The following is a 23,217-nucleotide window of genomic DNA, read 5'->3' on the forward strand; positions in this document are numbered from 1 at the left end:
TTAGGCTATGAACCGCGCCGGGGTGCCGGTATCCTCCGCAGGGAGGATTTCCATACCGTGGGGGAGGGCTATCGTGACAACCATGACGAGAAAGACGCGACCGCTGTGGATCACGGTGCTGCTCATTCTGCTCTGCGTGTTGGCGGATATGGCCACGTGGATCCTTCAGATCGAAAGCTTTGAGGTGACCGACCGGGAAATTTACATCACCTCCTTCATGGTTGTCTGTGCCGTTGTCACGTGGATTTTGCTGCCCTTTGCCCTGCACCACTCGCGGCGCGAGCGCAACATCCACGAGGAGTACCCCGGCCACCCGGTGGCGCTGAGTGCGGCTCTGCTCGTCTTAGCGCTCGGCGGGTTTCGCCCACTGTCGCTGTCAGTGCTGGTGGTGTTGATTTCGCTTATCTCGCGCGGCCGACTGCGGTGGTCCCTGGCGGGAACGGTGGTGCTGGTGGTCTCGTATGTGACCGTCATGGCGGTGCCGTACTTGCACTTGAGCTACCTGTCGGTTTACGGCTACGGGTTCTTTGGAATTATTGTGCTCGTCGTCGCCTGGATTACCGGCTCGGTGCGCGCGCAGCGCCGCCAGCGCGAGGTCACGTTGGTGAGCTTGGCGGAGCTCAACGAGGACCAGCTGCGCTCGCGCGAGGAACGCGCCCGCCTGGAGGAACGCAACCGCATTGCACGCGATATCCACGATTCCCTCTCGCACCGGCTCAGCCTCATCTCCGTCTACGCGGGAGGCTTGAGCTACCGCAAGGACGCCGACCCGGAGCGCGTCGCCGAGGCGGCCGACACCATCCAATCCGAGGCGAAGTCCGCCGTGGAGGACCTGCGCGGGGTTATCAAGGCGCTGCGCGTGGATGACCGGGTGGATCCGCGCGCGAGCATCGAGGAACACATCGAGCGCGCACGCGCGGCGGGGACGAAGGTGCGGTACGTCAAGGGGGATGCGCACGAGCGCATCGACAATTTGGGCACACTAGCCGCCCACACGCTGGGCCGTGCTGTGCAGGAGGGGCTGACGAATGCGCGCAAGTACGCGCCGGGGCAGAAGGTGACGCTCACCGTGGACAATGAGGAGGGTAAGGTGCGGGTGACTATGCAGAACAAGAAAGTGGCGGCCCAGCCGGAGTCCGGCGGCGGCAACGGTTTGCTGGGGCTGGAGGAACGCGCCCGGCTGGCTGGAGGTACTTTCACCGTGCTTGACGACGCCTCCACCTTCACCTGGGTCCTCGAACTCCCGGAGGAGGCAAGCGCACAATGATTTCAGTGGTGTTGGTCGATGACGAGCAGGCGCTGCGGCGCGGCATCCGTTTCATCCTGGAAGGCGCAGCAGACATTGAGGTCGTGGCCGAGGCCAGCAATGGGCGCGACGGCGTGGCCCGAGTGCTGGACCTGCAACCGGACGTTGTCCTCATGGACATCCGCATGCCGGTCATGGACGGTATCGAGGCGGCCGGGAAACTGCGTACGAGCGCGCCGGATATCCCGGTGGTGATGCTCACCGCTTTTGATACGGATGAGTTCATCGTGGATGCGCTGCACGCCGGCGCGATGGGCTTCTTGCTGAAAACCATTGAGCCAGAAGGACTGGTCTCCGCGGTGCGGGCCGTGGCCGCGGGGCAGCAGTTGCTAAGCCCCAAGGCTCTGAAGAACCTGCTGGCGCTCAAGCGCCCCGAGCCCGCGCCGGCAGCGGAGGTGCATGAGCCCCGCCCGCTGGAAGAGCTAAGCGAACGCGAAAACGAGGTGGCGCAGTTAGTGGCCCAAGGCTTGGATAACCAGGAAATTGCGGGGCAGCTCTACGTCTCCGTGACCACGGTGAAGACCCATATCAAGCACATCCTGGACAAACTCGGCGGCACCAACCGGGTGCACATCGCGATTGCGGTGTTGGAGTCGCGCTAGCGTCGGAGGATAAACGAGGAGACGAGGCCGACTACAGCGATGACGACCACGATAATGGAGGCCACCGGCCAGTATTGGGGGTAGTACTTCAGCGTGTAGCCGAAGACCTGGCTGTCGTTGAACTGTTGGGCCAGTGCGATGGGCATCCACCAAAGCTTGGTCAGTGTCAGGATCGCGCCCAGGAGCCCGGCGATGATGCGGACGGGTCTGCGCAGGAAGAAGCTGGCTGCCACGAGGAGAACACCAACAATGGTGAGTGCGAAAAGCAGAGGGGTGTCCACGGCGAGTGGTGAGCCGTTGATGAGGAACTCGTGGTCCACTTCGTGCTGTTCGATAAGCGTGTAGCCGTCGAGGACGACATCGTCGGGGATGCCCACTTAGGTCTCCTTCTGCTCAGAGTTTGGGTCGTAGCCATCGGACCAGGTATCGGTCTTAAAGTCGTAGTCTACATTCTCGCCTTCTTCGTCCGTGCGCTGGTACCAGTCGGTATAGCGGTGGGCGGAGGAGTCGAAATCAGATCCGGCATCGCGGCCGTCGGTATCGCGCGAGCCGAACATTATGGCGACCCAACTGAATCAGCCGAAATCGGGCTCTTCGTCGTTGGTGCCGAGCTTGATGCGGCCAAGCCGCGAGAAGCCGATATACGCCATGGTGACAATGGCCATCATCATGGTGACATTCAGCAGCCAACCGGCGTTGGTGAAGAAGGTTATCTTATCCACGCCAAAGGTGTTGCGCTGGTCCTCCACACCAATGCCGGGGACTAGGCCAGGATGCATGTTATGAGGATAGAGACCGACCGCAGGGCCGGTGGCTTTTTGAGAGTTTACGGCCACCTTTGTCGCAGATAAGCGAAATGACAGCGGTGTGAGTTAGGATGAGAGCACCTATTTCTGCGTCGATTGGAATGCCATGTCGCTGCCTAATTTTGATGAGAATGTCCGTGAGCTGGAGGAGGCCTTTGCCGTCTTTGAGCGCGTCGAGGAACATGTGCTGGATCCGAACCTTCTGCTCACGGTGAAATGATCCGACTGTTCAGTGCTGTCTTTCCCTCCCCGGAAGCGCGCGAACACCTGGTGCGGGCAGTGCGCCCACTGAAGGACAATGGGTTGCGCTGGGTTGATCCGGACAATTGGCACATCACCTTGGATTTCTTCGGGGAGCAGCCCAACGACGCCGCCGAGGTCCGAGAGATGCTCCGCGGCATCGAGGGCTCGCCGGTGACGCTGAACCTAAGCGGGGCGGGGTCCTTCGACAAACACGTGCTGTGGGCTGGCGTGCAAGGCCGTATCAAACACCTCATGCTTGAGCCATCCCGCCCACATCTCACCTTGGCGCGCGAGGGGCGCCGCACGCGCGACCCGTGGCTTATCCCAGATGCTGTCCATGCACTCAGCGTGTACCGCGGCCCAGAATTTGAGGTGAGCGACATTAGCCTGGTGCAGTCCTTCCTCGGGGAAGGCCGCGGGGGCGGGCCGCGCTACGAGGTCATTGACCAGTTTCCGCTTCGCTAACCTTCTCAATCAGCGTGTTGAGCTCTGCCCGGCTGGGCTGCGAAAGCGGGTTGACCACGCAGAAATCCAACAGATAATAGCCGGCCGTCTGCAGGGCTGTGTGGCGCTGCCAGAAGGGATCGATGGTGGAGTCATTGGCGGCGAGGGATTGGATACTGCGGCGCTCCGACAGCAACTCGTAATGCAGGTCGCGGCGCTGTGCCAGTGCTTCCTCAGGAGTCTTAATGAGCAGCGCGCCAAGCAGCGCCGCCATGGCCTCAAGGCAGCGCGTTTGCAGGCGGTAATGATTGGTCACCTGCGCATGCGGCTTCCACAACCACAGCACGACCATGGCCACCACTACCGACAATCCAATCTCCGCCATACGCTGGCCAATTGTGTGTGCGAGATGCCCTTGTGGGTTGCCCATCAGCAGTGCCAAAGGAGTAGAGAAAATAACACACAGCGCGTAGTTCTTCACCACGAGAATCTCCGCGCAGAACTGGCAGGCGGCCAATGCCAGCAGTAGCGCCCAGCCATGCGGACTAAAGGAGGCGATGAGCGCGAAGACACACACGCCTAAAACCGAGCCCAGCATGCGCTGCACGCCGCGAATCGTGCCCGGCACCCGATCAGGTCCCCACTGCAGAAGCAATAGCACCGATACCGCGCCCCAGTCCGGGCGGCTGAGCCCCAGCGCTAAGCCAATGAATGCCGTGGCTAGACCACCCAGCGCAATCTTTTCCGCCGTGACCACCGCATGGGAATTGCCCACGGCCGCACGATAAATGCGGTAGCGCATCGTGGGTTTCGTGTGCGGAATCGTGGTGCGGTTGGGGTCAACATAGGTAGGCGCATCCGACAGGTCGTCCGAGTTGCCTCCTACCTGCTGGTGGTGGGCCACGATGCGCTGCTGCGCGGCCAAAGTGCGATGCACCAGTGAGGCCTGGTCGGGGCGGCGGATGCGGCCGCCGCGGATGATGCCGGCGTCGGAAAGCGCTTGCCACGCGGTGGACAAAGCCGACTGCGCCTGGTGGTGCTTAGCCAGGATATCCGAGGCCCCTTCGAAGGCATCCGCGGCCTTTTCCAACGCCGCCACCGCGCGCGTTTCCGGCCCGTGCGGATCCCAGAATCGCGGCAACATGCCCAGCACATAGCCGGCGGCCACACCCGCCAGGCTCCACCCGGCGACCTCCCATGGCGAAATCCCGCGCAACATGGTCGAACCGCCCGCCACCATCACCATGAAGAACGTGCCGGGCGGCGGTAGGCGCAGCGCATTCTGCATGAACGCGCCAACCGTCGCCAGCGTCACCGTGAATATCGCCGTTAAGACCAAGCCATTGATGAGGGAGCCGACCGTGGCCGCGAGCGTGAGCAGCGCGCCGGCGGTGAGGATGATGCGGCGCCGCGTGCGGTAGGGGTGCCCCTCGCCATAGATGACGGAGAACGCGCCGGCGGAGACCAGCAGCACGGCATCGGGGTGGCCGATGAGGATGGCGACCGCGCCCGGGATGATGATGGCCAAGGCTGCGCGCAGGGCACCGGGCCAGCGGCGCGCGGAAGAGTTGTACGCGGTAAAGAGCTGAAGGGCGCTAGGGCGTTGCGGCAGGGGATGTTCCATAACGGGACAACACCTTACCCGTTTCGCCGCGATCCACTATCCGGCCGTCCTGCAGCACGGCCACGGTGGGACACAAGTGCTTGACGACGTCCATATCGTGCGACACAAACACCAACGTCATGTCCTTCGTCACGCGCTGGAGCAGTTCAAGAACCTGCGCGCGGGAGGTGGCATCGAGGGCGGAGACGGCTTCGTCCGCGAGGAGGATCTCGGGTTTTCCCACGACGGCCCGGGCAATCGAGATGCGTTGGCGTTGACCGCCGGAGAAGTCGTGGGGGTAGCGCTCGGCGTGGTCGATGCCGACGTCGTGAAGCACGCGTTCGGCTTCCTCCCGGGTGCCGCCGCCTTCGGCGACGGTTTTCCACACGGGCATGCGTGGGTTGAGCGAGCTTTTGGGGTCTTGGAAGACCATGTGGAGGGGCTTGGTGACGGTGACGGTGCCGCTGGTGGGCTCGGTGAGACCAGTGAGGAGCTTGAGCAGCGTGGATTTGCCCGAGCCGGAGCCGCCGACGATGCCGAGGCGCTCGCCTTCGCGTACCTCCAGCGATACGTCATCGAGGGCGGTAACCCCGCGGTAAGTCTTGGTGACATTCTTCAGGGTGATGACTGGTTCGCCCACAGTAGGGGTAGGCGGCAGGCTGAGATTAGGTGTGGTGATGTCTCCGATGCGGATGACGCGGTCACACATGCGCTCGACGGCTGCGTGGTCGTGGCTGATAAAGAGCAGCGCGGTATCGTCCTGGGTGGCGGCGGAAATTTCGTCGAGGATTTCTGCTTGCGTGAGGGGGTCGAGGGCGGTGGTGGGCTCATCGCAGATGAGCAGCTTGGGTTTGCGGGCCATGGCCATGTGGATAAGTGCGCGCTGGCGCTGTCCGCCGGAGAGCTGGTGCGGGAAGCGGCCGTATTCGGCGACCTTCATGAGCGGATCGAGGGCGGTCATGGGCTCTTGAAAGACCATGGCCAAGGGAAGTCTGCGCAGTTCACGGTCGCGCATACCCAGCAGCTCGCGGCCTTCAAAGCGGATGGAGCCGGTGGCTTGAAGGTTGTTGGGGAGAAGCCCCATGATGGCCAGGGCAGTGAGCGATTTACCGCTGCCGGAATCGCCAACTAGGCCTACGCGCTCGCCGGGAGCAATCTCAAAGTTGATGGGGCCGACGGGGCCGATGTTTAAGTCAGTGACGGTCAGCATGGCGTCCTAAGAGGCTAAATCCCAGCACGGTGCCGGCGATGGCGAGCCCAGGCCACACAGCTTGGAGGGGATGGGTAGAGAGGAGAGGTTGGGCGTCGTGAAGCATGCGGCCCCACGAGGCCGTCGGAGGGGCCGTGCCCAGACCGAGGTAGGACAGGCCAGCCTCGGCGAGGACGGCCAACGCAAAGTAGACGGAGGCCTGAATGGCGATGATGCCGCCCAGGTTGGGCAGGACGTGGCGCCAGGCGATGAGCACGGGCGGGACCTTGGAAATGCGCGCGGCAGCGATGTAGTCCTGCGTCATGATTTGGAGCGTACCGGAGCGCGTGACACGGATGAAGGAGGGGATTCCCGCAATACCGATGGCGATGGTGGCCGTAAGCGTCGATGAGCCCCATACCGCGCCGGCGACGATGGCCAGCAACAACGCTGGGAAGGCAAGCAACAGGTCGGTGGCGGCCATGATGACGGTGCTGCCGCGCATCCCGGCGATGATGCCGAGGGGCACGCCGATGAGTGCTGCGATGACCACCGCCAACACGCCGACGAGAAGTGTTACCTGCGCGCCGGTGAGAATGCGGGAGAAGGTATCGCGGCCGAAGCGGTCGGTTCCCATGAGGTGCTCGAAGCTGGGCGAGGCCAGGCGGTCGGGCGAGATGAGGTTTGGGTCATAAGGCGTCCACACCACAGACACCAGTGCAAGCACAACGGTAAGCCCAACGAGGAGGTAACCGGGTTTCATCGGGCCTCCTTCAGACGTGGGTCGATGACGCGGTAGGCCAGGTCCGTGAGCAGGTTGACGGTCAGCGTAAAGGTGACAAAAACCATGACGAGGGTCTGGACGGTGATGAGATCGCGGGTGGAGACGGCGTCGAGAAGCATGGAGCCCAAACCCGGGATAACAAAGACATTCTCAATGACCACCGCGCCGACCACGAGCGTGCTCAGCTGCACGCCGGTGACCGTGAGAACGGGCAGGGCAGCATTGCGCAGGCCGTGTCGGATGAGTGCCTCGGTGCGGGACTCGCCGAGCGAGCGGGCGGTGCGGATATAGTCCTTGCCCATTTCCTCCATGAGCGTGGCGCGCACGTAGCGCGTCAGCATCGCGCCTTGAACCAAGGCGAGGGAAATGACGGGCAGGACAAGGTGACTTAGGCCCTCGCGCGGCAGTTGCCAGCCGTTTGCCGGCAGCCACCCTAAATGCACGGAGAACACCGCGACAAGCAAGATACCGACCAAGAAACTCGGCACCGCGATGCCCAGCTGCGTGGCCGCATTGAGCACGGGGAGTCGAAAACGGGCCAGCAGAATGCCCATAGGGATAGCGCCCGCCAGCGCCAGTGCGATGGCCAAGCCGATGAGCAAGAGCGTGACTTGAGCGCGGTCGAGCACGAGCGGGGTGATGTCCTGCTGGGAGGACAACGAGATGCCAAAGTTGCCTGTTACCAGCCCCTTCATCCACTCCAGGTATTGCACGAGGAGCGGGCGGTCCAGTCCCATGGAGTGCGTGAGCTTCTCGACGGCCTCGTCGGTGGCGTTGACGCCAAGCGCCACGCGCGCCGGGTTGCCGGGCACGGCTCGCATGAGCAAGAAGATGATGACCGATGCTGCAAAGAGGGTGCCGATAAAACGCAGAAACCTCATCGCACGCCTCGTAATTCGATAGCGTCAGTAATCTGATTGGGCTGAAGGCCGCTTAGGCCTTCGCGGTAGAGCACAATATTGGGCATATTCATCAAGGTCAGGGCGGGCATATCGGCCATAATCTGGTCTACAGCACCGCTCATATCGTCCTGCTGTAACAAGGTACGGGCGCGCTCGGAATCATAGCCAATGTAGTACTCGGGGTTGCCAAAGATGGTGGGGATATCGCGCGGCTCGACGTGCGCGACGAGGGACATTTGATAGTCCTTGGCACCCATGACTTGGCTGAGCCACACCGCGGGAAACTCCGCGGTCTCAAGCGTGACGTCGAAGCCAACCTCAGTGAGCTGTGAGTACAAAAACTCCGACAGCGTTTGCGCATAGGGCAGGCTGGGTACCGTCAACGTCAGCGGGGTGCCTACCGCGCCGGCTTCTTCCATAAGCGCACGGGCGCGCGCGGGATCATAGGGGTAGTAGTTCTTGCCGCTAAACCAGGGGTCACTTGGCGGAACCGGAGCACCGCCAGTATCGCGGGCGCGGCCTTCCCACAGGATGTCGTTGGCGGCCTGGCGGTCTATGCCGTAGGCCACGGCGCGGCGCACGAGGGGGTCGTCGAAAGGCGCTGCCTGGTTATTCATAGACAACAGCACCTCACCATTGGTGGTACCGACGGCGGTGTGGATGGAGTCTTCGAGGGTATCGAGCAGCTCGGGGTTCTGCACGCCCCACACCGCATCTACCCCGCCGGAGCGCAGCGCATTGACTGCGGTGAGGGAATCGGGGAAGTAGCGGATGGTGATGTCCTCCTGAGCCGGGGTTCCCCAGTAGTCGTCGCGTGCTTCCAGCGCGATGTATTCGCCGGGAGAAAATCCCGCCACGGCGAAAGGACCAGTGCCCACGGCGTCGGTAGGGGTACGCATGGCGCCAATCGCGGTGCCCATGGACCACAGCCAGCCGGCCGAGGGGTGGGACAGGGTAACGACGAGCGTGTGGTCGTCAACAGCTTCGGCCGATTCCACCACGTCCATCTGCTTTTTGAGGCCGTTGGTCCACTCCGTCTTCACCGCGTTGATGGACCACGCGGCGGTGTGCGCGGTGAATGCCTCCCCGTTGGAGAACGCGGCCTCACGTAGGTGGAAGGTGTAGCGCGTGGGCTCGGCCTCCCAGGACTCAGCCAGGCCCGGCTTGATGTCGCCGTCGGGAGAGATGCGCACGAGGGTCTCGTAGACGTTGCTCATGAGCGCGGCCGGGATGGCAGCGCCGCCCACTGTGGTGAAGTCCAGGGAGGTAGCGGGCGTGGTGGTGGCAAGGGTCAGCGCCGTGGAGTCTGAATCCACGATCGCGGTGGAGCCGGCGGAGCAGGCGCTTATCGACGCCACCCCCATCAACCCCACCACACTCAGTCGGGTTCTCATCCTTCGGAGAGCTTGACCTCAAGCGGGGAGGTGGTGCCGCGCACGCTCGTCATGCCGAGCGTGAGGCGATCTCCCAAGTAGAGTATCTCGGTGCACTCCACCGGGTGGCCGGAGTGATCAGAGATGTCCAGGTGCAGACGCCACAGCGGGGTTCCCGGCTCGATGTTGAGGGAACGGGCGTCTTCATCGCTGGCAGAGGCTAGGGAAAGTTCGCGGTTCACATTGTCGAACTCCACGCCTTGGGCGCCGAGGTGATCGTGGATAGAGCCGTTATCCGCATCAAAGTTGAGGATGTGGCTGCCTACGTCGAGCGGGAAGTACATACGCTCGATGGAGATTGGGAAGCCATTGGCACTGCGTACTCGGTGCACGAAGATTACCGGGTCGCCTGCGGCAACCCGCAGGAAGTTAGCCACCTGTTCTGTAGCGGGGCAGCGAGCGAGCCAGAGGGTTTTCGCGCCGGGTTCGAAGCCGCGCTCGCGCAGCCAATGCGTGACAGAAAAGATGGAGTCGAAGGACTCGGAAGTAAAACGGCCCAACACCACTGAGCGGCGGCCGCGGCCGGAGGAGATAAGGCCCTCGGAGCGCAGGGCCGCCACGGCCTGGCGGACAGGTCCGCGAGAGGAGGAGAACTGCTCACACAGCTCGGCCTCGCTGGGTAGAAAGTCACCCGGGGAGAGCTTCTTGCTGCGAATGAGCCCGCGCAGATAGTCAGCAATCTTGCTGTGCTGCTGGGAACCGCGAAGTGACACGGACATGCTCCTCTAAGTTGACACTGCTATTGCAGAAGAATATTAATTCACGCGTAGGTGAAAAGTCTTGCCAAATGGAGAAAACCCTACAATTCCCACGCGTGTGCCAGGGTCTCCATGTTACCCAACACCTTCTCATGATTTGTCGACTGCAGCGAAATCATCAGCTCATCCGCATGAGAAAGCTCTTGGAACTGGGTGAGATACTCGCGCACGTGCTCGCCGGTACCCACGGCGGAGTACTTGAGCATGTCGAGAATCTGCTGGCCTTGTGCGGTGGAGATGATCTGTTCCACTTGGGCGTCGCTCAGCTGCTTGCCTCGGCCCACGAAGGCCTTTACGCGGCGGAAACAGACGCGTTCGAATTCCTCCTCGGCGTCCTCACCGGCGGTGACGTTGACGCCGGCGATCACGTAGGGTTCGGGGAAAGCTTCGGAAGGCTGGTAGTTCTCGCGGTAGTAGGAAGTGGCGGACTCGAGGTGCTGCGGAGCGAAGTGTGAGGCAAAGGCGTACGGCAAGCCGTACTTGGCTGCCAGCGACGCACCAAACATGGAGGAACCCAGGATGTAGATAGGCACGTTGGTGCCAGCGCCCGGGATGGCTTGCACGCCCGGGATGAGGGACTTACCGGAGAGATAGCCTTGCAGCTCCTTGATGTCCTCCGGAAAGCGTTCGGCGGCATGGCCATCGCGGCGCAGTGCTCGGCCGAGGGTCTGCATGTCGGTGCCCGGGGCGCGGCCCAGGCCTAAGTCAATGCGGTCGGGGTAGAGCTCGGCCAAGGTGCCGAACTGCTCGGCAATGACGTAGGGGGCGTGGTTGGGCAGCATGACGCCGCCGGAGCCTAGGCGGATGCGTTCGGTCTTAGCCCCAATGTGAGCGATGAGTACCGCTGGGGACGAGGAGGTAATGGAGGGCATGTTGTGGTGCTCGGTGTACCACATGCGCTTAAACCCCAGGGCCTCCGCGCGCTGCGCCAATTCGACCGACCGAGCCATAGATTGGGAGGGGGCTTCGCCCTCGTAGATGGTGCAGAAATCGAGGATGGACAAGGCGGCGCGCTGCGTCATGAGTTACTCGCTTCTTTCTTTCGATCCTGTAGACGATCCTGTAGATACAACATCGATGATAACCCCAACGGCGAAAGCGAGGAGGGCCGGAACAACCCAGCCCAAGCCCACGCCCTGGCCAGGCGAGAAGTCCAACGGCGCGCCCAGAGAGGTCGCGGCTGACCACAGGACGGAGACCCACAAGGCCAAGCGGAAGGCCCAGTAGAAGGTGACCCAGCGCTTGACCACCGGCTGCAGCAGCGTCAGTGCGATAAGGGAGATGGCTGGCGGGTACAAGAAGACGATGAAGGGCACCGCGATGGATAGCACGGTTTCCAGGCCTTGGAAGGCAAAGGCGATGGACATTGCGGTAAACAGGCAGGCCCAGAAGTGGTAGACCGTCTTCGGTACCAGTAGGGCAAAGAACTCCGAGGTGGCGGAGATGAGGCCCACCGCAGTGGTCATGCAAGCCAGGATGACAATGGCGGAGAAGACTGCCTGACCGACGGTGCCGAGGGTGAGATTGGAGGCGTCGGCAAGCAAGGTGGCGCCAGAGTCATAGGCGGAACCATTCGGCATGGTCTGGCCAATCCACGCCAAGCCCAAGTAGATGGAGGCCAGAAGTCCACCAGCGATGAGTGCGGAGATGATCGTGCCGCGCAGCAGCTCAGTGTTCTTGGAAAAACCTTTAGAACGCAGGGAGTTCACAATGACGATGGAGAAGGCCAGGCCCGCGATGGCGTCCATGGTGTTATAACCCTCGAACAGGCCGGTGACGAACGGGGACGACGCATACTCTTCCGTAGGCGTGCCGGGAACGCGCGGGTTCGTGGTTGTGGCCACGATGATGAGCACTGCGAGCAGGGCGACCAGCGCCGGGGTGAGGAACTTGCCTAGGGTGTCAATGATGTTGTTGGGACGCCACGCGAGTGCCAAGGCGATGAGGAAGAAAACCACGTTGAAGGCGCCACTCGCGGCGGTGCCTTCCCAGCCCAGCAGCGGGGTAATGGCCGTCTCCATGGACACCGCGCCGGTGCGCGGCAAGGCGTAGAACGCGCCGATGGCCAGGTAGGCAATGACGGAGAAAGCCACGCCGAAGATTTTGCCGCCGTGGTTGCCAATATCGCGCACGGATTGGCCAGAAATGGCCACAGCTACGATCGCGAGGACCGGTAGTGCCACACCAGCAGCCAAGAAGCCCAGGGTGGCGGGCCAGAAGTTGGTGCCGGAGGAGACACCGACTTCCGGTGGGAAGATGAGGTTGCCCGCTCCAAAGAACATGGAGAAGAGCATGAGGGCAGCTACGACAATCGTCTTGAGCGGAGAGCCCACACGAGGAGAGGCCTGAACGTCATTTATGGACATTTTCCTAAGGATAATGCCCATGACGTGAGATGTAAATTCTAGCTGAAGGCCTTCTCCAGGCGGTCGAGTGCTTCTTCCAGCAGCTCACGGGAGGTCGCAAAATTGAGACGGGCATGGTGCTCGCCGCCTGTACCGAAAGTGACTCCCTCATTGAGGGCTACCTTGGCGTGTTCGCGAACCCATGCGGCGGGTTTCGGGTTATCCCCAATGGCGGTCTCAGAGAAGTCGAGCCACAACAGGTAGGTGGCCTGCGGATGGGAGGTCTTTAGGCCCGGTACGCGTTTGGGCAACTCCTCCACCAGCCAATCGCGAGTCTTTGTGAGGTACTCCACTTCTTCATCGAGGAAGTCAACGCCGTGGCGGTAGGCGGCTTCTGCTGCCAGCACACCCAGAGTGCCGGTACCGTCCTTGGCCACACCGGTCAGGCTGTTCCAACGCTCCACGTCCTGCGTGTTCGACAAGAGAACCTGCGCGCACTTAAGGCCTGCGGTGTTCCAGGCCTTGGACGTGGCCGTGACGGTAAAGACGCGATCTGACAGGGAAGCCAGCGGGATGTGGCGGCCGTCGTAGACCAGCGGGGCATGAATCTCATCGGAGAGGATGCGGGCATCGTACTTGTCCGCCAACTCCACTAGGCCGCGCAGCCACTCCTCATCAAAGACGATGCCCAGCGGGTTATACGGGTGGGACAGCAGGATGGACCCGGCGCCGGCCTGAAAGGCGCGCTCGATGTCCTCAAGCTCCAGAGAGGTCTCAATCTTCTCGCGTCCCGCCGTTTCCGGCAGCTCCAGAAGCGGCGGGTAGGAGGGAACCGGCACGATGACCGGGCCCTCGGTGAAGTATTGCACGCCGAGCAACAAGCCGCGGACAACATCGCCGATCCAGAACACATGCTGTGGCCGCCAACCATAGCGAGTCTCATAGAAGTCAGACACGGCGGCATTAAGCTCGGAAGCCTTCGGGGCAGGAGTGTAGCCGAAGGACTCGGCATCCACGGCCTCCTGGATTCGCTCCTTCACCGCGGGGGCGGTAAGGAAATCCGATTCAGCGATCCAGAGGGGGATGATGTCCTCGTCGTAGACGGTCCACTTGCGGGTACCGCGGGCGGAGAGTTCTTTCAGGCTAGGAAAATGCATGGTCCCCACCCTACTCGGAGGTGTTCTGCACGAAACCGTATTTTTTCAGCCTCTGGCGGTCTGCCGCCGACGCAGACTGGGTCAGACGCAGCAGCTCGGCATAGATGCCGTCCGACTGTGCCAGCTCCGCTGGCGCTCCGATTTCGGAGATGACACCGTGGTCAAGTGTGACGATGGTATCCACGTCCGCGATGGTGGACAGGCGGTGCGCGATAATCAGCGTCGTGCGGTCCTTCATGAGCTCGTCCAAGCCTGCCTGCACGGCGCGTTCGGCCTTGGTATCGAGCGCGGAGGTGGCCTCATCGAGCACGAGAATCGGCGCGTCTTTCAACATGGCGCGGGCCACGGCCACACGCTGCTTCTGACCGCCGGAGAGCTTCAAGCCGCGCTCACCAATGATGGTGTCATAGCCATCGGGGAATTCCTCAATGAAGTTGTGGGCGTTGGCGCGCTTGGCCACGGCGACGATCTCCTCCATCGTCGCGCCGGGTTTGCCGTAGGCGATGTTTTCCTTGATAGTGCCGGAGAAAAGATAGGACTCCTGGAACACCACACCTACCGACGCGCGCAGGCGTTCTGCCGTGAGCTTGGCCACGTCATGACCCAGCACCGTCAGCTTTCCTGCGGTTGGTTGGTACAGGCCCAGCAACAAGTTGACCAACGTGGACTTGCCGCCGCCTGACTCGCCGACGAGCGCTACCTTGTGTCCTTCGTGGGCGCTGAAGGTGATGCCTTCGACCACCGGTTTATCCTCTTCGTAGGCGAAGGAGACATCATCGAAGGCAAAGACGGGGCCCTCGGTGGGAGTGAGGGGCTCGGTCGGGGAGAGGTCGAGCTCGGGGACGTCGGAGGCGGAGGCAGCGCTCACTAGCTGCGGGTTGACCGTAGGTTCCGGGGTTTCCTCCATCACCTTGAAGTAATCCTTGGAACCGGCCACGGCGCGCTGGCTGATATCCACGATCCAGCTCATCATGAACACCGGCTGCTTGGCCATGTTGACCAGCTGCAGGAGCATGACCATGTCACCGATGGAGAAGTGGCCTTCCAACGTGCGCCAGAAAATCAGTCCGTATATTCCGAAGAAGATCAGCGCCATGGCCACTCCGCGCGCGGTATCCATGGAATGCCACCAGCGCGACTGCGGCTTCGTAGTATCCACCACGGTGCGGTAGCGCTCGCCAAAGGAGGCCAGCTCGCGGGCTTCGGCCACGAAGGATTTGGTCACCTTCACCTGGCCGATGACCTCGGCAAAACGGCCGTTGGCCACGTCGATGTTCTCATTTTTGATGGCCTCAAACTTCTGCCAGCGCGTCGACGTCTTCGCAGTGAGCCACATGTAGATGGGAAAGAGCGCAGCCAAGAGAATCGCCAGCGGCCAGTAATACACCGCAGTGATCACCAGGACTGCGGCGGCCTGGATGAGCATGACGAAGAAGTTATTGGAGAAGGACTGCACGAACTGCGTCACGTTCGCAATCGAGCGGTCAAGGCGCGCGATGATGGTACCGGTGACCTGGTTGTCGTAATAGCCCTGCGGTACCGACAGCAGCTTGGCAAAGTAGCGCGTGGAGAGAATCTGGCGCAGGCGCGCGACCATGACGTCACCGATATAGCCGCCGATATTCTTCACCACGTTGCCCAGCGCATCAGCCAGGAAGAGAGCGAAGACCCACCACAGGATGGTGCGCAGGGTGCCGCCTTCGACGACGGTGTCGGTAGCCTCGCGGAGAATGAACGGGGTGAGTAGCGAGAGAATCGCGGTCACTGATGCGGTTATGAGGACGCCGAGATAAAACGGCCACAGGGCAGAAGCACTGCGGACGATGCGGAGAATAGAGTTCATCGTCGGCCGATGTTACGCCCTTCATAGGAATATCCAACCCGTGGACTAAGGTAGGGGAGAAACCGTAGACGTGATGGAAAAGGATTCGCGGTGAAGAAGTACCTCCCCCTAGCGTGTGCCCCGCTGTGCCTGGCTGCCCTTTCTGCCTGCAGCATCCTGCAGCCACCAGACGTGGGCCCGCAGGACAACATCGTGGTCTCCAGCTCGGAGCCACCCACGTTCGAGGCGAAAGACGTGGAGGTCCGCGAGGTGACCGAGAACCTAGCAGAGCCGGTCAAAGACGAGGGCCTTAACGTCGAATATGAGTTGCAGGGCTTGTACTCCGGCGGTGGTGGCACGGTGCTCACCGTGAAGATTCACAACCTCGGCGAGCTGCCGCTGCCTGTCGACGCCCTCCCGGAACCCACCCTCGAGCGCGCCGACGGCAATGGCGGCTGGGCATCGGTGGACCCGGTGCCGTATGACCCCGAGGTCAACGTTTCCTTGCCCGCGCCGGGCTTGGATCAACCGTTGGGCGCAGGAGCCTCGACCAACCTGCAGTATGTCTATAACGTTTCCGCCGGAAACCTGTGGAACGCGCGCTTTACTATTGGCAATGTGCGCTTTGTAGGAGACCTCAATCTATGACGGAACTCGTCGTTTTGGCCTCGCCTGACGGCACTCCCATCGGCACGGCAGATAAATCCGTGGTGCACACCGCGGATACTCCGCTGCACTTCGCCTTCTCCGCGTGGGTGGTGCGTGATGGCAACATTCTGCTCAGCCGCCGCGCCCTGTCGAAGAAGACGTGGCCCGGTGTGTGGACAAACTCCTTCTGTGGGCATCCAGGTCCGGGGGAGCCGACTGCCGACGCCGTCGTGCGCCGCGCCCAGTTCGAACTTGGCCTCAGCGGCAGCCCACAACTAGTGCTTCCGGATTTTGCCTACCGCGCCGAGGACTCCTCCGGCGTGGTGGAAAATGAAATCTGCCCGGTCTACCTGTTTGAGACCAGCGATGATCCGCAGCCGAACCCCGATGAGGTGGACTCTCTGGCGTGGGCTCCGGCCCGCGAGGTTATCGCCGCTGCGGAGGCCACGCCTTTTGCCTTTAGCCCATGGATGGTGGAGGAGCTTTCCCACGCCGCACTGCGCGATGCACTTCTACGCTAGGGCGGCGCTCCTGCGCTAGAGCGGCGCTCCTGCGCTAGAGCAGAGCGCCATCTCTAGCGAAGGCCGCGGAAATATAATCCAAGCTGGAGTGCGCCACGCGGTGCGAGCCGTCGTCCAAGTTGTATTCCCAGATGGCGTGCTCCGGGCGGTATTCCTCAAAGCCGGGCTCGCCGGTGCACACAAACTCCTGCAGCCAAGCGGCCAGCTCCGTGCGGCCAAAGAGCGGGCGGAGCTCCTCGCAGTGCAGCGCGGGGCCTGAGGACCGGGTAAATTCCACCATCCATGTTTGCCCCGGAGCCTTCTCTGCCACTTCTGCCGCCCAGCGGCGAATGATGGCATCACCGACCATGCGCCCAGTGGGCCGATCCTTATCCAAGAACTGCGCCACCTGATACCAGGGCTTGAACCCATTGCGCGGGAAACCGAGGCGCGGGGCGAGGTAACGCAAGGCAATCCCGCGGAAGGGAGAGCGGTCAATCTTCTGGGTAGCCGGGATGTTGTAGAACTCGTCGCGGGTGCTGCCGAGGATGAGGGGGACGTCGGCAAGCTGCGCGCACTCCAGCGGCGTGGGGCCCAGTGCCATATCAAGGTTGTACTTGGTACGGAACTTCTTATATCCGGCGTTGAGCTCCTCCTCGCTCATCGAGGCCAGCGACGAGCGCGTAATCGGCTTCTTCATCACCTGACGCAGCGTGGCCTTGCGCTCCTCAAAACTCTCGCGCGGGAAACCAGGGGAGAGCGCAATGACGCGGCGAAATGCGCCACGATAGTGATCACGGCGAGCCAGCCACAGCACCGCATTGGCACCGGCAGACTGGCCGAGGAGCGTGACGTTGGTGGGATCCCCACCGAAGGATTCGATATTGCGCTGAATCCACTCCAAGCCCAGCTGCAGGTCCTCAATGGCGCGGTAGCGGTGAGGCTCATCGTCGCGGAAGCGCGCCAGGCCCGGAAGACCCACGCGGTAGCCCAGCTGCACATGCACGATCCCAGCCTCTGCCGTGGGGGTTCCCTCCGCGCGGCGGTCCTCGTGGGAACCGTGCTCGTAGCGCCCGCCGTGGACGTAGACCAACACGGGGGCGAGCGAGGAAGTGGTCAGGTTACCGGCGACAAGCGGCGCGGAAGGCGCGGTGATGGTGAGCGCAACTTTCTCTGGGTGAGGCCTACGCGCATCCTGGTCACGTGGAGATGCAGGTTCGGGGTTCTCGAAATCACCGGGGATGTGGGAATACTCGATGGAGTGGAAGTGGGCCACATCTTCCGTGAGGTAGCCGGTGATGGTGCCTGCGGGGCAGGTGACGTCGAAAGGTGCGCTGCTCATGCCCAACAGGCTACCCTGAGGGCATGGAATGGCTCGTGCAAGCTCCCGTGTGGGCGCAAATGGCGGTGCTTGCCGTCACCGCAGTGCCGGCCGCAACCGTGATGGGGTGGGGGCTGATGTGGGCCATCGACCGCGTGTACACACTTGTGGAGGGGCGGACTAGGATAAATGACCATGACTCCCGATGATCACCGAGAAGGGCTCTGGGACCCCGAGCGCCCCGAGCAGCCCCGACGCAAGCGGGCCCTGCCGAAATCCCGCGTGAGCCTGACCTTATGGCTCATGATTGCGCTCGTCGTTGTCGTGGCAGTGGTGGGCGTCGTCCTTTAAAGGGACGACGCTTTAGCGTTCGTCCCGTGGCCGCTTGGCTACCTGGGCGAGGCGCTGGTAGAGCTCCTGCTTCGGAAGGTCCTCTAGTAGCACCGGCTCACCGGCGGTATTGCACAGCGGGATGCACCAGTTGGGGTACTGGTCCTTCGTCGTGCCCGGCTGGTTCTGTGCGCGCACGTCACCGACCATGTCCACAACGTTGGTCACCGTAAGCGCCGAAGGCGTGCCGGCAACGTACTCGTGGAGGGCGACGAGGACGTCTTCTTCGTTCTCTCGATTGTTCAGTATGCCGTAGGCCTGCAGGTTGTCCTTGACTTGGTTCTGCCACTCGCGGTCCTGCTCTTCCTCCTCCGCCACGGAGGTGGTCAGCAGCCCCAGACGGGCGCGCAGAGCGATGTGATCACCGCGCAGGAAAGCCAAGGTGGGCGGCAGATCGTGTGTGCCTACCGAAGACATCGCCATGCGGCGGTACTGGTCCTGTGGGCGTGGGGTGGGGCCCTCTTCAGCATGTTCGAACCAGATGATCGTGGTGCCCAAGACACCCATGTCCTGCAGGGCGGTCTGAACCCACGGCTCCAAGGTGCCCAGGTCCTCGCCTACGAGGACTGCGCCGGCGCGCTCAGCTTCCAGCGCCAAGATGCCAAGCATGGCTTCCCAGTCATAGGTCACGTAAGTGCCGTTGAGCGGGGAGGAATGGCGCGGAATCCAGTACAGGCGGAACAAGCCCAGAACGTGGTCGACGCGCAGGCCGCCAGCGTTGCCCAACATGGTGCGCAGCAAATCGCGCCACGGCTGGTAGCCCGATTCAGCAAGGCGTACCGGGTGCCACGGCGGCTGGGACCAGTCCTGGCCTTGCTGGTTGTAATCATCCGGTGGTGCGCCTACCGAGCACTGCGGGGCGAGGTACTCCGACAGGTTCACGGCATCCGCACCACTCGGGTGGATGCCCACGGCCATATCGGTAATGAGTCCAATAGACATGCCGGCTTCCAGTGCTCGGCGCTGGGCTGAGTCCAGCTGCTCATCGCAGAGGAACTGCAGCCAGGCGTAGAACTCGGCCAAATCAGAAACATCGAGATCCAGCGCATGGCGGCGACCGCTATGGCGCTCCAGCTCGGTTTCTGCGCACCACAGGGCGAAGTTGCGCAGACCTCGACCTTCGCGGCGCTGGTATTCGCTAAAGGCAGTGCGACGCTCCGGGGTCATCTCGTGGTTGAAGAGCTCCTGCAGAACCTGCAGCTTGGCCTCAAAGATGGTATCGCGGTCAATCTCATCAGCGGAGCGGTTGCGCTCACGGAACTCGGCAGCCAGCTCGGCCACATCTTCCTGCAGCTCAGGGCTTAGCAGCTCTAGCTCCGGGATATCTTCGATGCGCAGGTAAATCGGATTGATGAAGCGGCGGGTAGTCGGAAGATACGGTGAATCCTCCACCGGTGGGATGGGCTCGCCTGCATGCAGCGGGTTGATAAGGAGGAAGTCGTAGTCTTTAGCCAACGTCTCCGCGAGCTCAGCCAAGTCGCCGAAATCACCCATACCCCAAGACTTCTCCGAGCGCACGGAGTACAGCTGCGCCATGGCACCTGCGGCCGGGCGCTCAAGATAACGATCAGCCGTGCTCAGGTGGTTCGGCACGACGATGAGCGGGCACTCATACTCGCCGATGCCTGGCGAGGATAGCTGCAGAGTGTGAAAGCCCAGTGGTAGATCGCCGGGGACGTGGAAGCTGGCCTCGCCCCACATGGTCCCGGAGACGTCGGCAGCCGGGGCGTCGTTGGGGTCCTGGTAGGTCGGGCGAGTCCCGCCATCCTCCAACTCGATGGTGACCGTGACCGGATCACCATCATGGACGTGAACGTCAAAGGACTTTTCTGCTCCTTCTCGAGCCACCACGCACGGCGGCAGGGGACGGGAGGCGCGAGCCAGGTAATCCTCAAACAGGGCCTGGGTTAGCTCGTCGTCATCAGGCCGATCGGAGATGGAGACGCCGAGTGCGCGCAGCGTATAGGTAATCGTCTCTTCACTGACGTAGACGGGCTGTCCGTTCTGGGCGGTGTACTCGCAGGCCACTCCGTGGCGCTGGGCGAGCTCTTGAAGCAGATCACGGGTAGTCACAGGTCCCAATTGTGCCACGCCCTCCGCGCGCGTGCGTTGAAACCGGTTGGTAGAGTGGGCTGGAATTACTTTTTGTGGGAAAGGACACACCTGTGACTTTGAATGAGGCACACACCAAAGCTCAGTTCCAGATTGATGAAGGGGAGACCTGTCTTACGGCCATGATGGCCACGGCAAAGGCCCGCCCACACGGCGTTATGTTTACCCGCCCCGCGAACTACGAGTGGGTCAACGTCACCGCGAAGGAATTCGTTGAAGAGGTGTATGCGGTGGCCAAGGGCCTTATGGCCCTCGGCGTCGAGCAGGGCGACCGTGTTGCGCTCATTTCGACGACGCGTTACGAGTGGTCGCTGTTGGATTACGCCATCTGGGCTGCTGGTGCCATTTCGGTGCCGGTGTACCCGTCCTCCTCGCTGTCACAGGTGCAGTGGATCATCGAGGACTCCGGTGCGATCCTCGCTATTACGGAAACGCGTGAGCACTCGGAGCTGGTCAAGCACCTGAAGCTGCAGGACGACGGCACGCCGCAGCTGCACGGCTCGCCCTCCCAGCTGCGCCGCATCCTGGAGATTAACTCTTCTGCTATCGATACGTTGAAGTTTGAGGGCCGCGAGATTTCCGACGCCGCCGTGAACGAACGCATCGAAGCCACCAGCACCGACGACGTGGCCTCGCTGGTCTACACCTCTGGTACCACCGGCCGCCCGAAGGGCTGCATGCTGACGCACCGTAACTGGCTGGCAGAAGCCCGCGGCCTGCTCACCAACCCGATTGGTGCCATTGCCGTTCCCGGCGCTCACGTGCTGACCTTCCTGCCGCTGGCGCACGTCTTTAGCCGCGCGGTGTCCCTCGCGGTCACCATCGGTGGTGCCTCCCAGAACCACTGGTCGGACTTCGGCACCATCACCATCGAGTTCGCGCGTTCGCGCCCTAACTTGATTCTCGGCGTGCCCCGCGTGTTTGAGAAGGTGCGCAATGGCGCCTCAGCTAAGGCACACGGCTCGTCCGCCCTCAAGGGAGCCATCTTCGACCGTGCAGAGAAGGTCGCCATTGAATACTCCAAGGCGCTGGATACTCCGGAAGGCCCCAACCGTGTGCTCAAGGCCAAGCACAAGGCCTTTGACAAGCTGGTCTACGCCGCCATCCGCGAGGCTATGGGCGGCGAGGTGAAGTACTGCATCTCTGGCGGCTCGGCGATTTCCCAGGAGCTGCTGCACTGGTACCGCGGTATCGGCGTGACCATCTACGAGGGCTACGGTCTGACGGAAACCGCCGCTGCTGCCGCCGTGGACTTTGTGGACCAGTCCATCGGCACCGTCGGCCCGCCGCTGGGAGGAACGACGCTGCGCATTAATGAGGATGGCGAAATCCTCATTAAGGGCGACATCGTCTTCAAGGGCTATTGGCAGAACCCGGAGGCTACCGAAGGCGCGCTGAACGACGGCTGGTACAACACCGGTGACCTCGGCGAAATTGATGAAGACGGCAAGCTCGTCATCACCGGACGCAAGAAGGACCTCATCGTGACTGCTGGCGGCAAGAATGTGTCGCCCGGCCCGATGGAAGACATTCTGCGCTCCCACCCGCTTATCTCTCAGGCCATGGTGGTCGGCGACGGCAAGCCTTTCGTCGGCGTGCTGCTTACCTTGGATGAAGATGCTCTCAAGCGCTGGAAGGCTGAGCACAATATTTCCGCAGCCAAGGGCATGCGTGAGGTGGCCGCCGATCCGGGCCTGCGCGCCGATATCCAGGACGCCATCAACCAGGTCAATGCCACGGTGTCCCATGCCGAGGGCATTAAGAAGTTCGTCATCCTGGACCAGGACCTTACCGAGGAAAGCAATGAGCTCACCCCGACCATGAAGGTCAAGCGCTACGTCGTGGCGCAGCGCTACGCCGCCGATATCGAGCGCCTCTACGCCGGCAAGAAGTAATGCCGGCCTGAAGTAGCGCCGGCTGGGTGGACGGTCCGGCGGCATTCGGCCGCTGGGCGGAGTCTGTGAATTCCTTCGGAGTGTCGCGCTGCCCGACGCGAGGATCTCTAATAGAGTCAGCGGGGTCAGAAAAACTCTAAACCTCAACTAGAGGTTCTCGCGGAAAGGGCAGCCTATGCACAAGATCGCAGCCGAGCTGCGCCACCGTGAGCTGACCCAGGAAATCTACAACATCGGCGATGAAGTTGTCGATTACATCGAGCACCTCATCGAGGCCATCGAGGACTGGGATGATGAACTGTCCCTCGACTGCTTGGCCGAATTGGGGGACATCGTTGAAGACGCCCGCGTGGATTCCGGGCGGTGCGTCGGCGAGCTTATTGGCCTGCGCCACGCGCTCGTGTCTGGTCTGAAGTCCGGCACCATTTCGGCTGCGTCTTCCGGTGACTATGACGTCGAGGAGCCCAAGCAGCTGACTGCCCGTGCGCTCGCCGAAGGACTGCCCATCTCCGGCCCACCCGTCGTGGTCTCGGAGCTGGCAGAAACCCTGCGCGGCCGCACTGCAGCGGTCGCTGCCTACCTGCGCGAGCTGGTCGAGTACGTGCTGGCGCAAACCGACGCCGTGGCACGCAACCTCGACGTGGTCTCCCTGCCCAACCTCTACAAACGCGCGGGTGAATCCTCCCTTATTGCCGTGCAGGCTTGGCGCCATACCGTCGTCGAAGCGCACCCGGCTTTCGTGCGCACCATGCGCGGCCACAACCCGCCGCCCTTCCTTGAAGAGCGCGCGCGTATCGACGCCGTCGTGGCCCGCGTCCGGGCCAAGCGCCAGAAGCAGGCCGCCACGACCGCATAGCAGTCGCATCACAGACTTCCTTGTTGCCAACACACAAGGACAAAAGGAAAGCGCCGCCGAGATTCCCTCTCTCGGTGGCGCTTTTCGTCGCTTTGTGTGTC

At 62.3% G+C, this 23,217-nt stretch carries 22 protein-coding genes and 1 pseudogene; 8 read left to right on the forward strand and 15 right to left on the reverse strand.

Annotated elements, in window-relative coordinates; genetic code table 11:
* Positions 1–82 precede the first annotated feature (82 nt).
* The gene (locus QP922_RS02455) at positions 83–1,267 is read left to right on the forward strand and encodes a sensor histidine kinase (RefSeq protein ID WP_284807717.1); all 1,185 of its coding nucleotides are present in this window, start codon (positions 83–85) and stop codon (positions 1,265–1,267) included.
* Positions 1,264–1,908: a response regulator gene (locus QP922_RS02460; RefSeq protein ID WP_284807719.1), complete on the forward strand. Its 645-nt coding sequence runs from the start codon at positions 1,264–1,266 to the stop codon at positions 1,906–1,908. Before QP922_RS02455 ends, QP922_RS02460 begins: the two co-directional genes overlap by 4 nt.
* On the opposite strand, the gene QP922_RS02465 is transcribed toward QP922_RS02460, so the two are convergent.
* The 3 genes and pseudogenes from QP922_RS02465 to QP922_RS02475 form a co-directional block, all read right to left on the reverse strand.
* Entirely contained in the window at positions 1,905–2,285 is a 381-nt protein-coding gene (locus QP922_RS02465) for a hypothetical protein (RefSeq protein ID WP_284807721.1), read from the reverse strand. The genes QP922_RS02460 and QP922_RS02465 overlap by 4 nt on opposite strands.
* On the reverse strand, positions 2,286–2,465 hold the full coding sequence (locus tag QP922_RS02470) for a hypothetical protein (protein ID WP_284807723.1): 180 nt from the start codon (positions 2,463–2,465) through the stop codon (positions 2,286–2,288).
* Between the two features lie 21 nt (positions 2,466–2,486).
* A pseudogene (locus tag QP922_RS02475) lies at positions 2,487–2,687 on the reverse strand (BCCT family transporter); the annotation flags it as partial.
* A 243-nt stretch (positions 2,688–2,930) separates the two neighbouring features.
* Here QP922_RS02475 and thpR point away from each other — a divergent pair.
* Positions 2,931–3,422: an RNA 2',3'-cyclic phosphodiesterase gene (thpR, locus tag QP922_RS02480; protein ID WP_284807725.1), complete on the forward strand. Its 492-nt coding sequence runs from the start codon at positions 2,931–2,933 to the stop codon at positions 3,420–3,422.
* Here thpR and QP922_RS02485 read toward each other — a convergent pair.
* The 10 genes from QP922_RS02485 to QP922_RS02530 all read right to left on the reverse strand — a co-directional run bounded on the left by QP922_RS02485 (position 3,397) and on the right by QP922_RS02530 (position 15,415).
* Positions 3,397–5,025, reverse strand: coding sequence for an FUSC family protein (locus QP922_RS02485; protein ID WP_284807727.1), 1,629 nt, complete (start codon positions 5,023–5,025; stop codon positions 3,397–3,399). The genes thpR and QP922_RS02485 overlap by 26 nt on opposite strands.
* Positions 4,997–6,214, reverse strand: a complete 1,218-nt coding sequence (locus QP922_RS02490) for an ATP-binding cassette domain-containing protein (protein WP_284807729.1) — start codon at positions 6,212–6,214, stop codon at positions 4,997–4,999. Before QP922_RS02490 ends, QP922_RS02485 begins: the two co-directional genes overlap by 29 nt.
* Positions 6,198–6,956 carry an ABC transporter permease gene (locus QP922_RS02495; protein WP_284807731.1) on the reverse strand — a complete coding sequence of 253 codons (759 nt, stop codon included), beginning with the start codon at positions 6,954–6,956 and terminating at the stop codon, positions 6,198–6,200. The genes QP922_RS02490 and QP922_RS02495 overlap by 17 nt, the downstream gene beginning before the upstream one ends.
* Positions 6,953–7,858 carry an ABC transporter permease gene (locus QP922_RS02500; protein WP_284807733.1) on the reverse strand — a complete coding sequence of 302 codons (906 nt, stop codon included), beginning with the start codon at positions 7,856–7,858 and terminating at the stop codon, positions 6,953–6,955. Before QP922_RS02500 ends, QP922_RS02495 begins: the two co-directional genes overlap by 4 nt.
* The gene (locus tag QP922_RS02505; RefSeq protein ID WP_284807735.1) at positions 7,855–9,273 is read right to left on the reverse strand and encodes an ABC transporter substrate-binding protein; all 1,419 of its coding nucleotides are present in this window, start codon (positions 9,271–9,273) and stop codon (positions 7,855–7,857) included. Before QP922_RS02505 ends, QP922_RS02500 begins: the two co-directional genes overlap by 4 nt.
* Positions 9,270–10,031: a GntR family transcriptional regulator gene (locus QP922_RS02510; protein WP_502869581.1), complete on the reverse strand. Its 762-nt coding sequence runs from the start codon at positions 10,029–10,031 to the stop codon at positions 9,270–9,272. Before QP922_RS02510 ends, QP922_RS02505 begins: the two co-directional genes overlap by 4 nt.
* Positions 10,032–10,111: 80 nt before the next feature.
* Positions 10,112–11,092 (reverse strand): LLM class flavin-dependent oxidoreductase, encoded by a 981-nt coding sequence (locus tag QP922_RS02515; RefSeq protein ID WP_284807737.1) that lies wholly within the window; start codon positions 11,090–11,092, stop codon positions 10,112–10,114.
* A 3-nt stretch (positions 11,093–11,095) separates the two neighbouring features.
* Positions 11,096–12,436: a branched-chain amino acid transport system II carrier protein gene (gene brnQ, locus QP922_RS02520; protein ID WP_284807739.1), complete on the reverse strand. Its 1,341-nt coding sequence runs from the start codon at positions 12,434–12,436 to the stop codon at positions 11,096–11,098.
* Between the two features lie 38 nt (positions 12,437–12,474).
* Positions 12,475–13,572, reverse strand: coding sequence for a MalY/PatB family protein (locus QP922_RS02525; RefSeq protein WP_284807741.1), 1,098 nt, complete (start codon positions 13,570–13,572; stop codon positions 12,475–12,477).
* A 10-nt stretch (positions 13,573–13,582) separates the two neighbouring features.
* Positions 13,583–15,415, reverse strand: coding sequence for an ABC transporter ATP-binding protein (locus QP922_RS02530; RefSeq protein WP_284807743.1), 1,833 nt, complete (start codon positions 15,413–15,415; stop codon positions 13,583–13,585).
* 90 nt (positions 15,416–15,505) lie between these two features.
* On the opposite strand from QP922_RS02530, the gene QP922_RS02535 reads away from it, so the two are divergent.
* Both QP922_RS02535 and idi read left to right on the forward strand, forming a co-directional pair.
* Complete coding sequence (locus QP922_RS02535; RefSeq protein WP_284807745.1) at positions 15,506–16,042, forward strand: hypothetical protein; 537 nt, start codon at positions 15,506–15,508, stop codon at positions 16,040–16,042.
* On the forward strand, positions 16,039–16,563 hold the full coding sequence (gene idi / locus QP922_RS02540; protein WP_284807747.1) for an isopentenyl-diphosphate Delta-isomerase: 525 nt from the start codon (positions 16,039–16,041) through the stop codon (positions 16,561–16,563). The genes QP922_RS02535 and idi overlap by 4 nt, the downstream gene beginning before the upstream one ends.
* A gap of 34 nt (positions 16,564–16,597) precedes the next feature.
* Here the strand turns inward: idi and QP922_RS02545 are convergent, their stop codons facing one another.
* Positions 16,598–17,884, reverse strand: a complete 1,287-nt coding sequence (locus QP922_RS02545) for a carboxylesterase family protein (protein ID WP_284807749.1) — start codon at positions 17,882–17,884, stop codon at positions 16,598–16,600.
* Between the two features lie 174 nt (positions 17,885–18,058).
* Here QP922_RS02545 and QP922_RS02550 point away from each other — a divergent pair, with 174 nt between their 5' ends.
* On the forward strand, positions 18,059–18,214 hold the full coding sequence (locus QP922_RS02550; protein WP_284807750.1) for a hypothetical protein: 156 nt from the start codon (positions 18,059–18,061) through the stop codon (positions 18,212–18,214).
* 12 nt (positions 18,215–18,226) lie between these two features.
* Here the strand turns inward: QP922_RS02550 and malQ are convergent, their stop codons facing one another.
* Positions 18,227–20,326 (reverse strand): 4-alpha-glucanotransferase, encoded by a 2,100-nt coding sequence (malQ, locus tag QP922_RS02555; RefSeq protein WP_284807752.1) that lies wholly within the window; start codon positions 20,324–20,326, stop codon positions 18,227–18,229.
* Between the two features lie 92 nt (positions 20,327–20,418).
* Here malQ and QP922_RS02560 point away from each other — a divergent pair, with 92 nt between their 5' ends.
* Positions 20,419–22,260: an AMP-dependent synthetase/ligase gene (locus QP922_RS02560; RefSeq protein ID WP_284807754.1), complete on the forward strand. Its 1,842-nt coding sequence runs from the start codon at positions 20,419–20,421 to the stop codon at positions 22,258–22,260.
* Positions 22,261–22,435: 175 nt separating this feature from the next.
* The gene (locus tag QP922_RS02565; protein ID WP_039676357.1) at positions 22,436–23,116 is read left to right on the forward strand and encodes a hypothetical protein; all 681 of its coding nucleotides are present in this window, start codon (positions 22,436–22,438) and stop codon (positions 23,114–23,116) included.
* Positions 23,117–23,217 lie beyond the last annotated feature (101 nt).

The organism is Corynebacterium sp. MSK218, from assembly GCF_030232655.1.
GTDB lineage: Bacteria > Actinomycetota > Actinomycetes > Mycobacteriales > Mycobacteriaceae > Corynebacterium.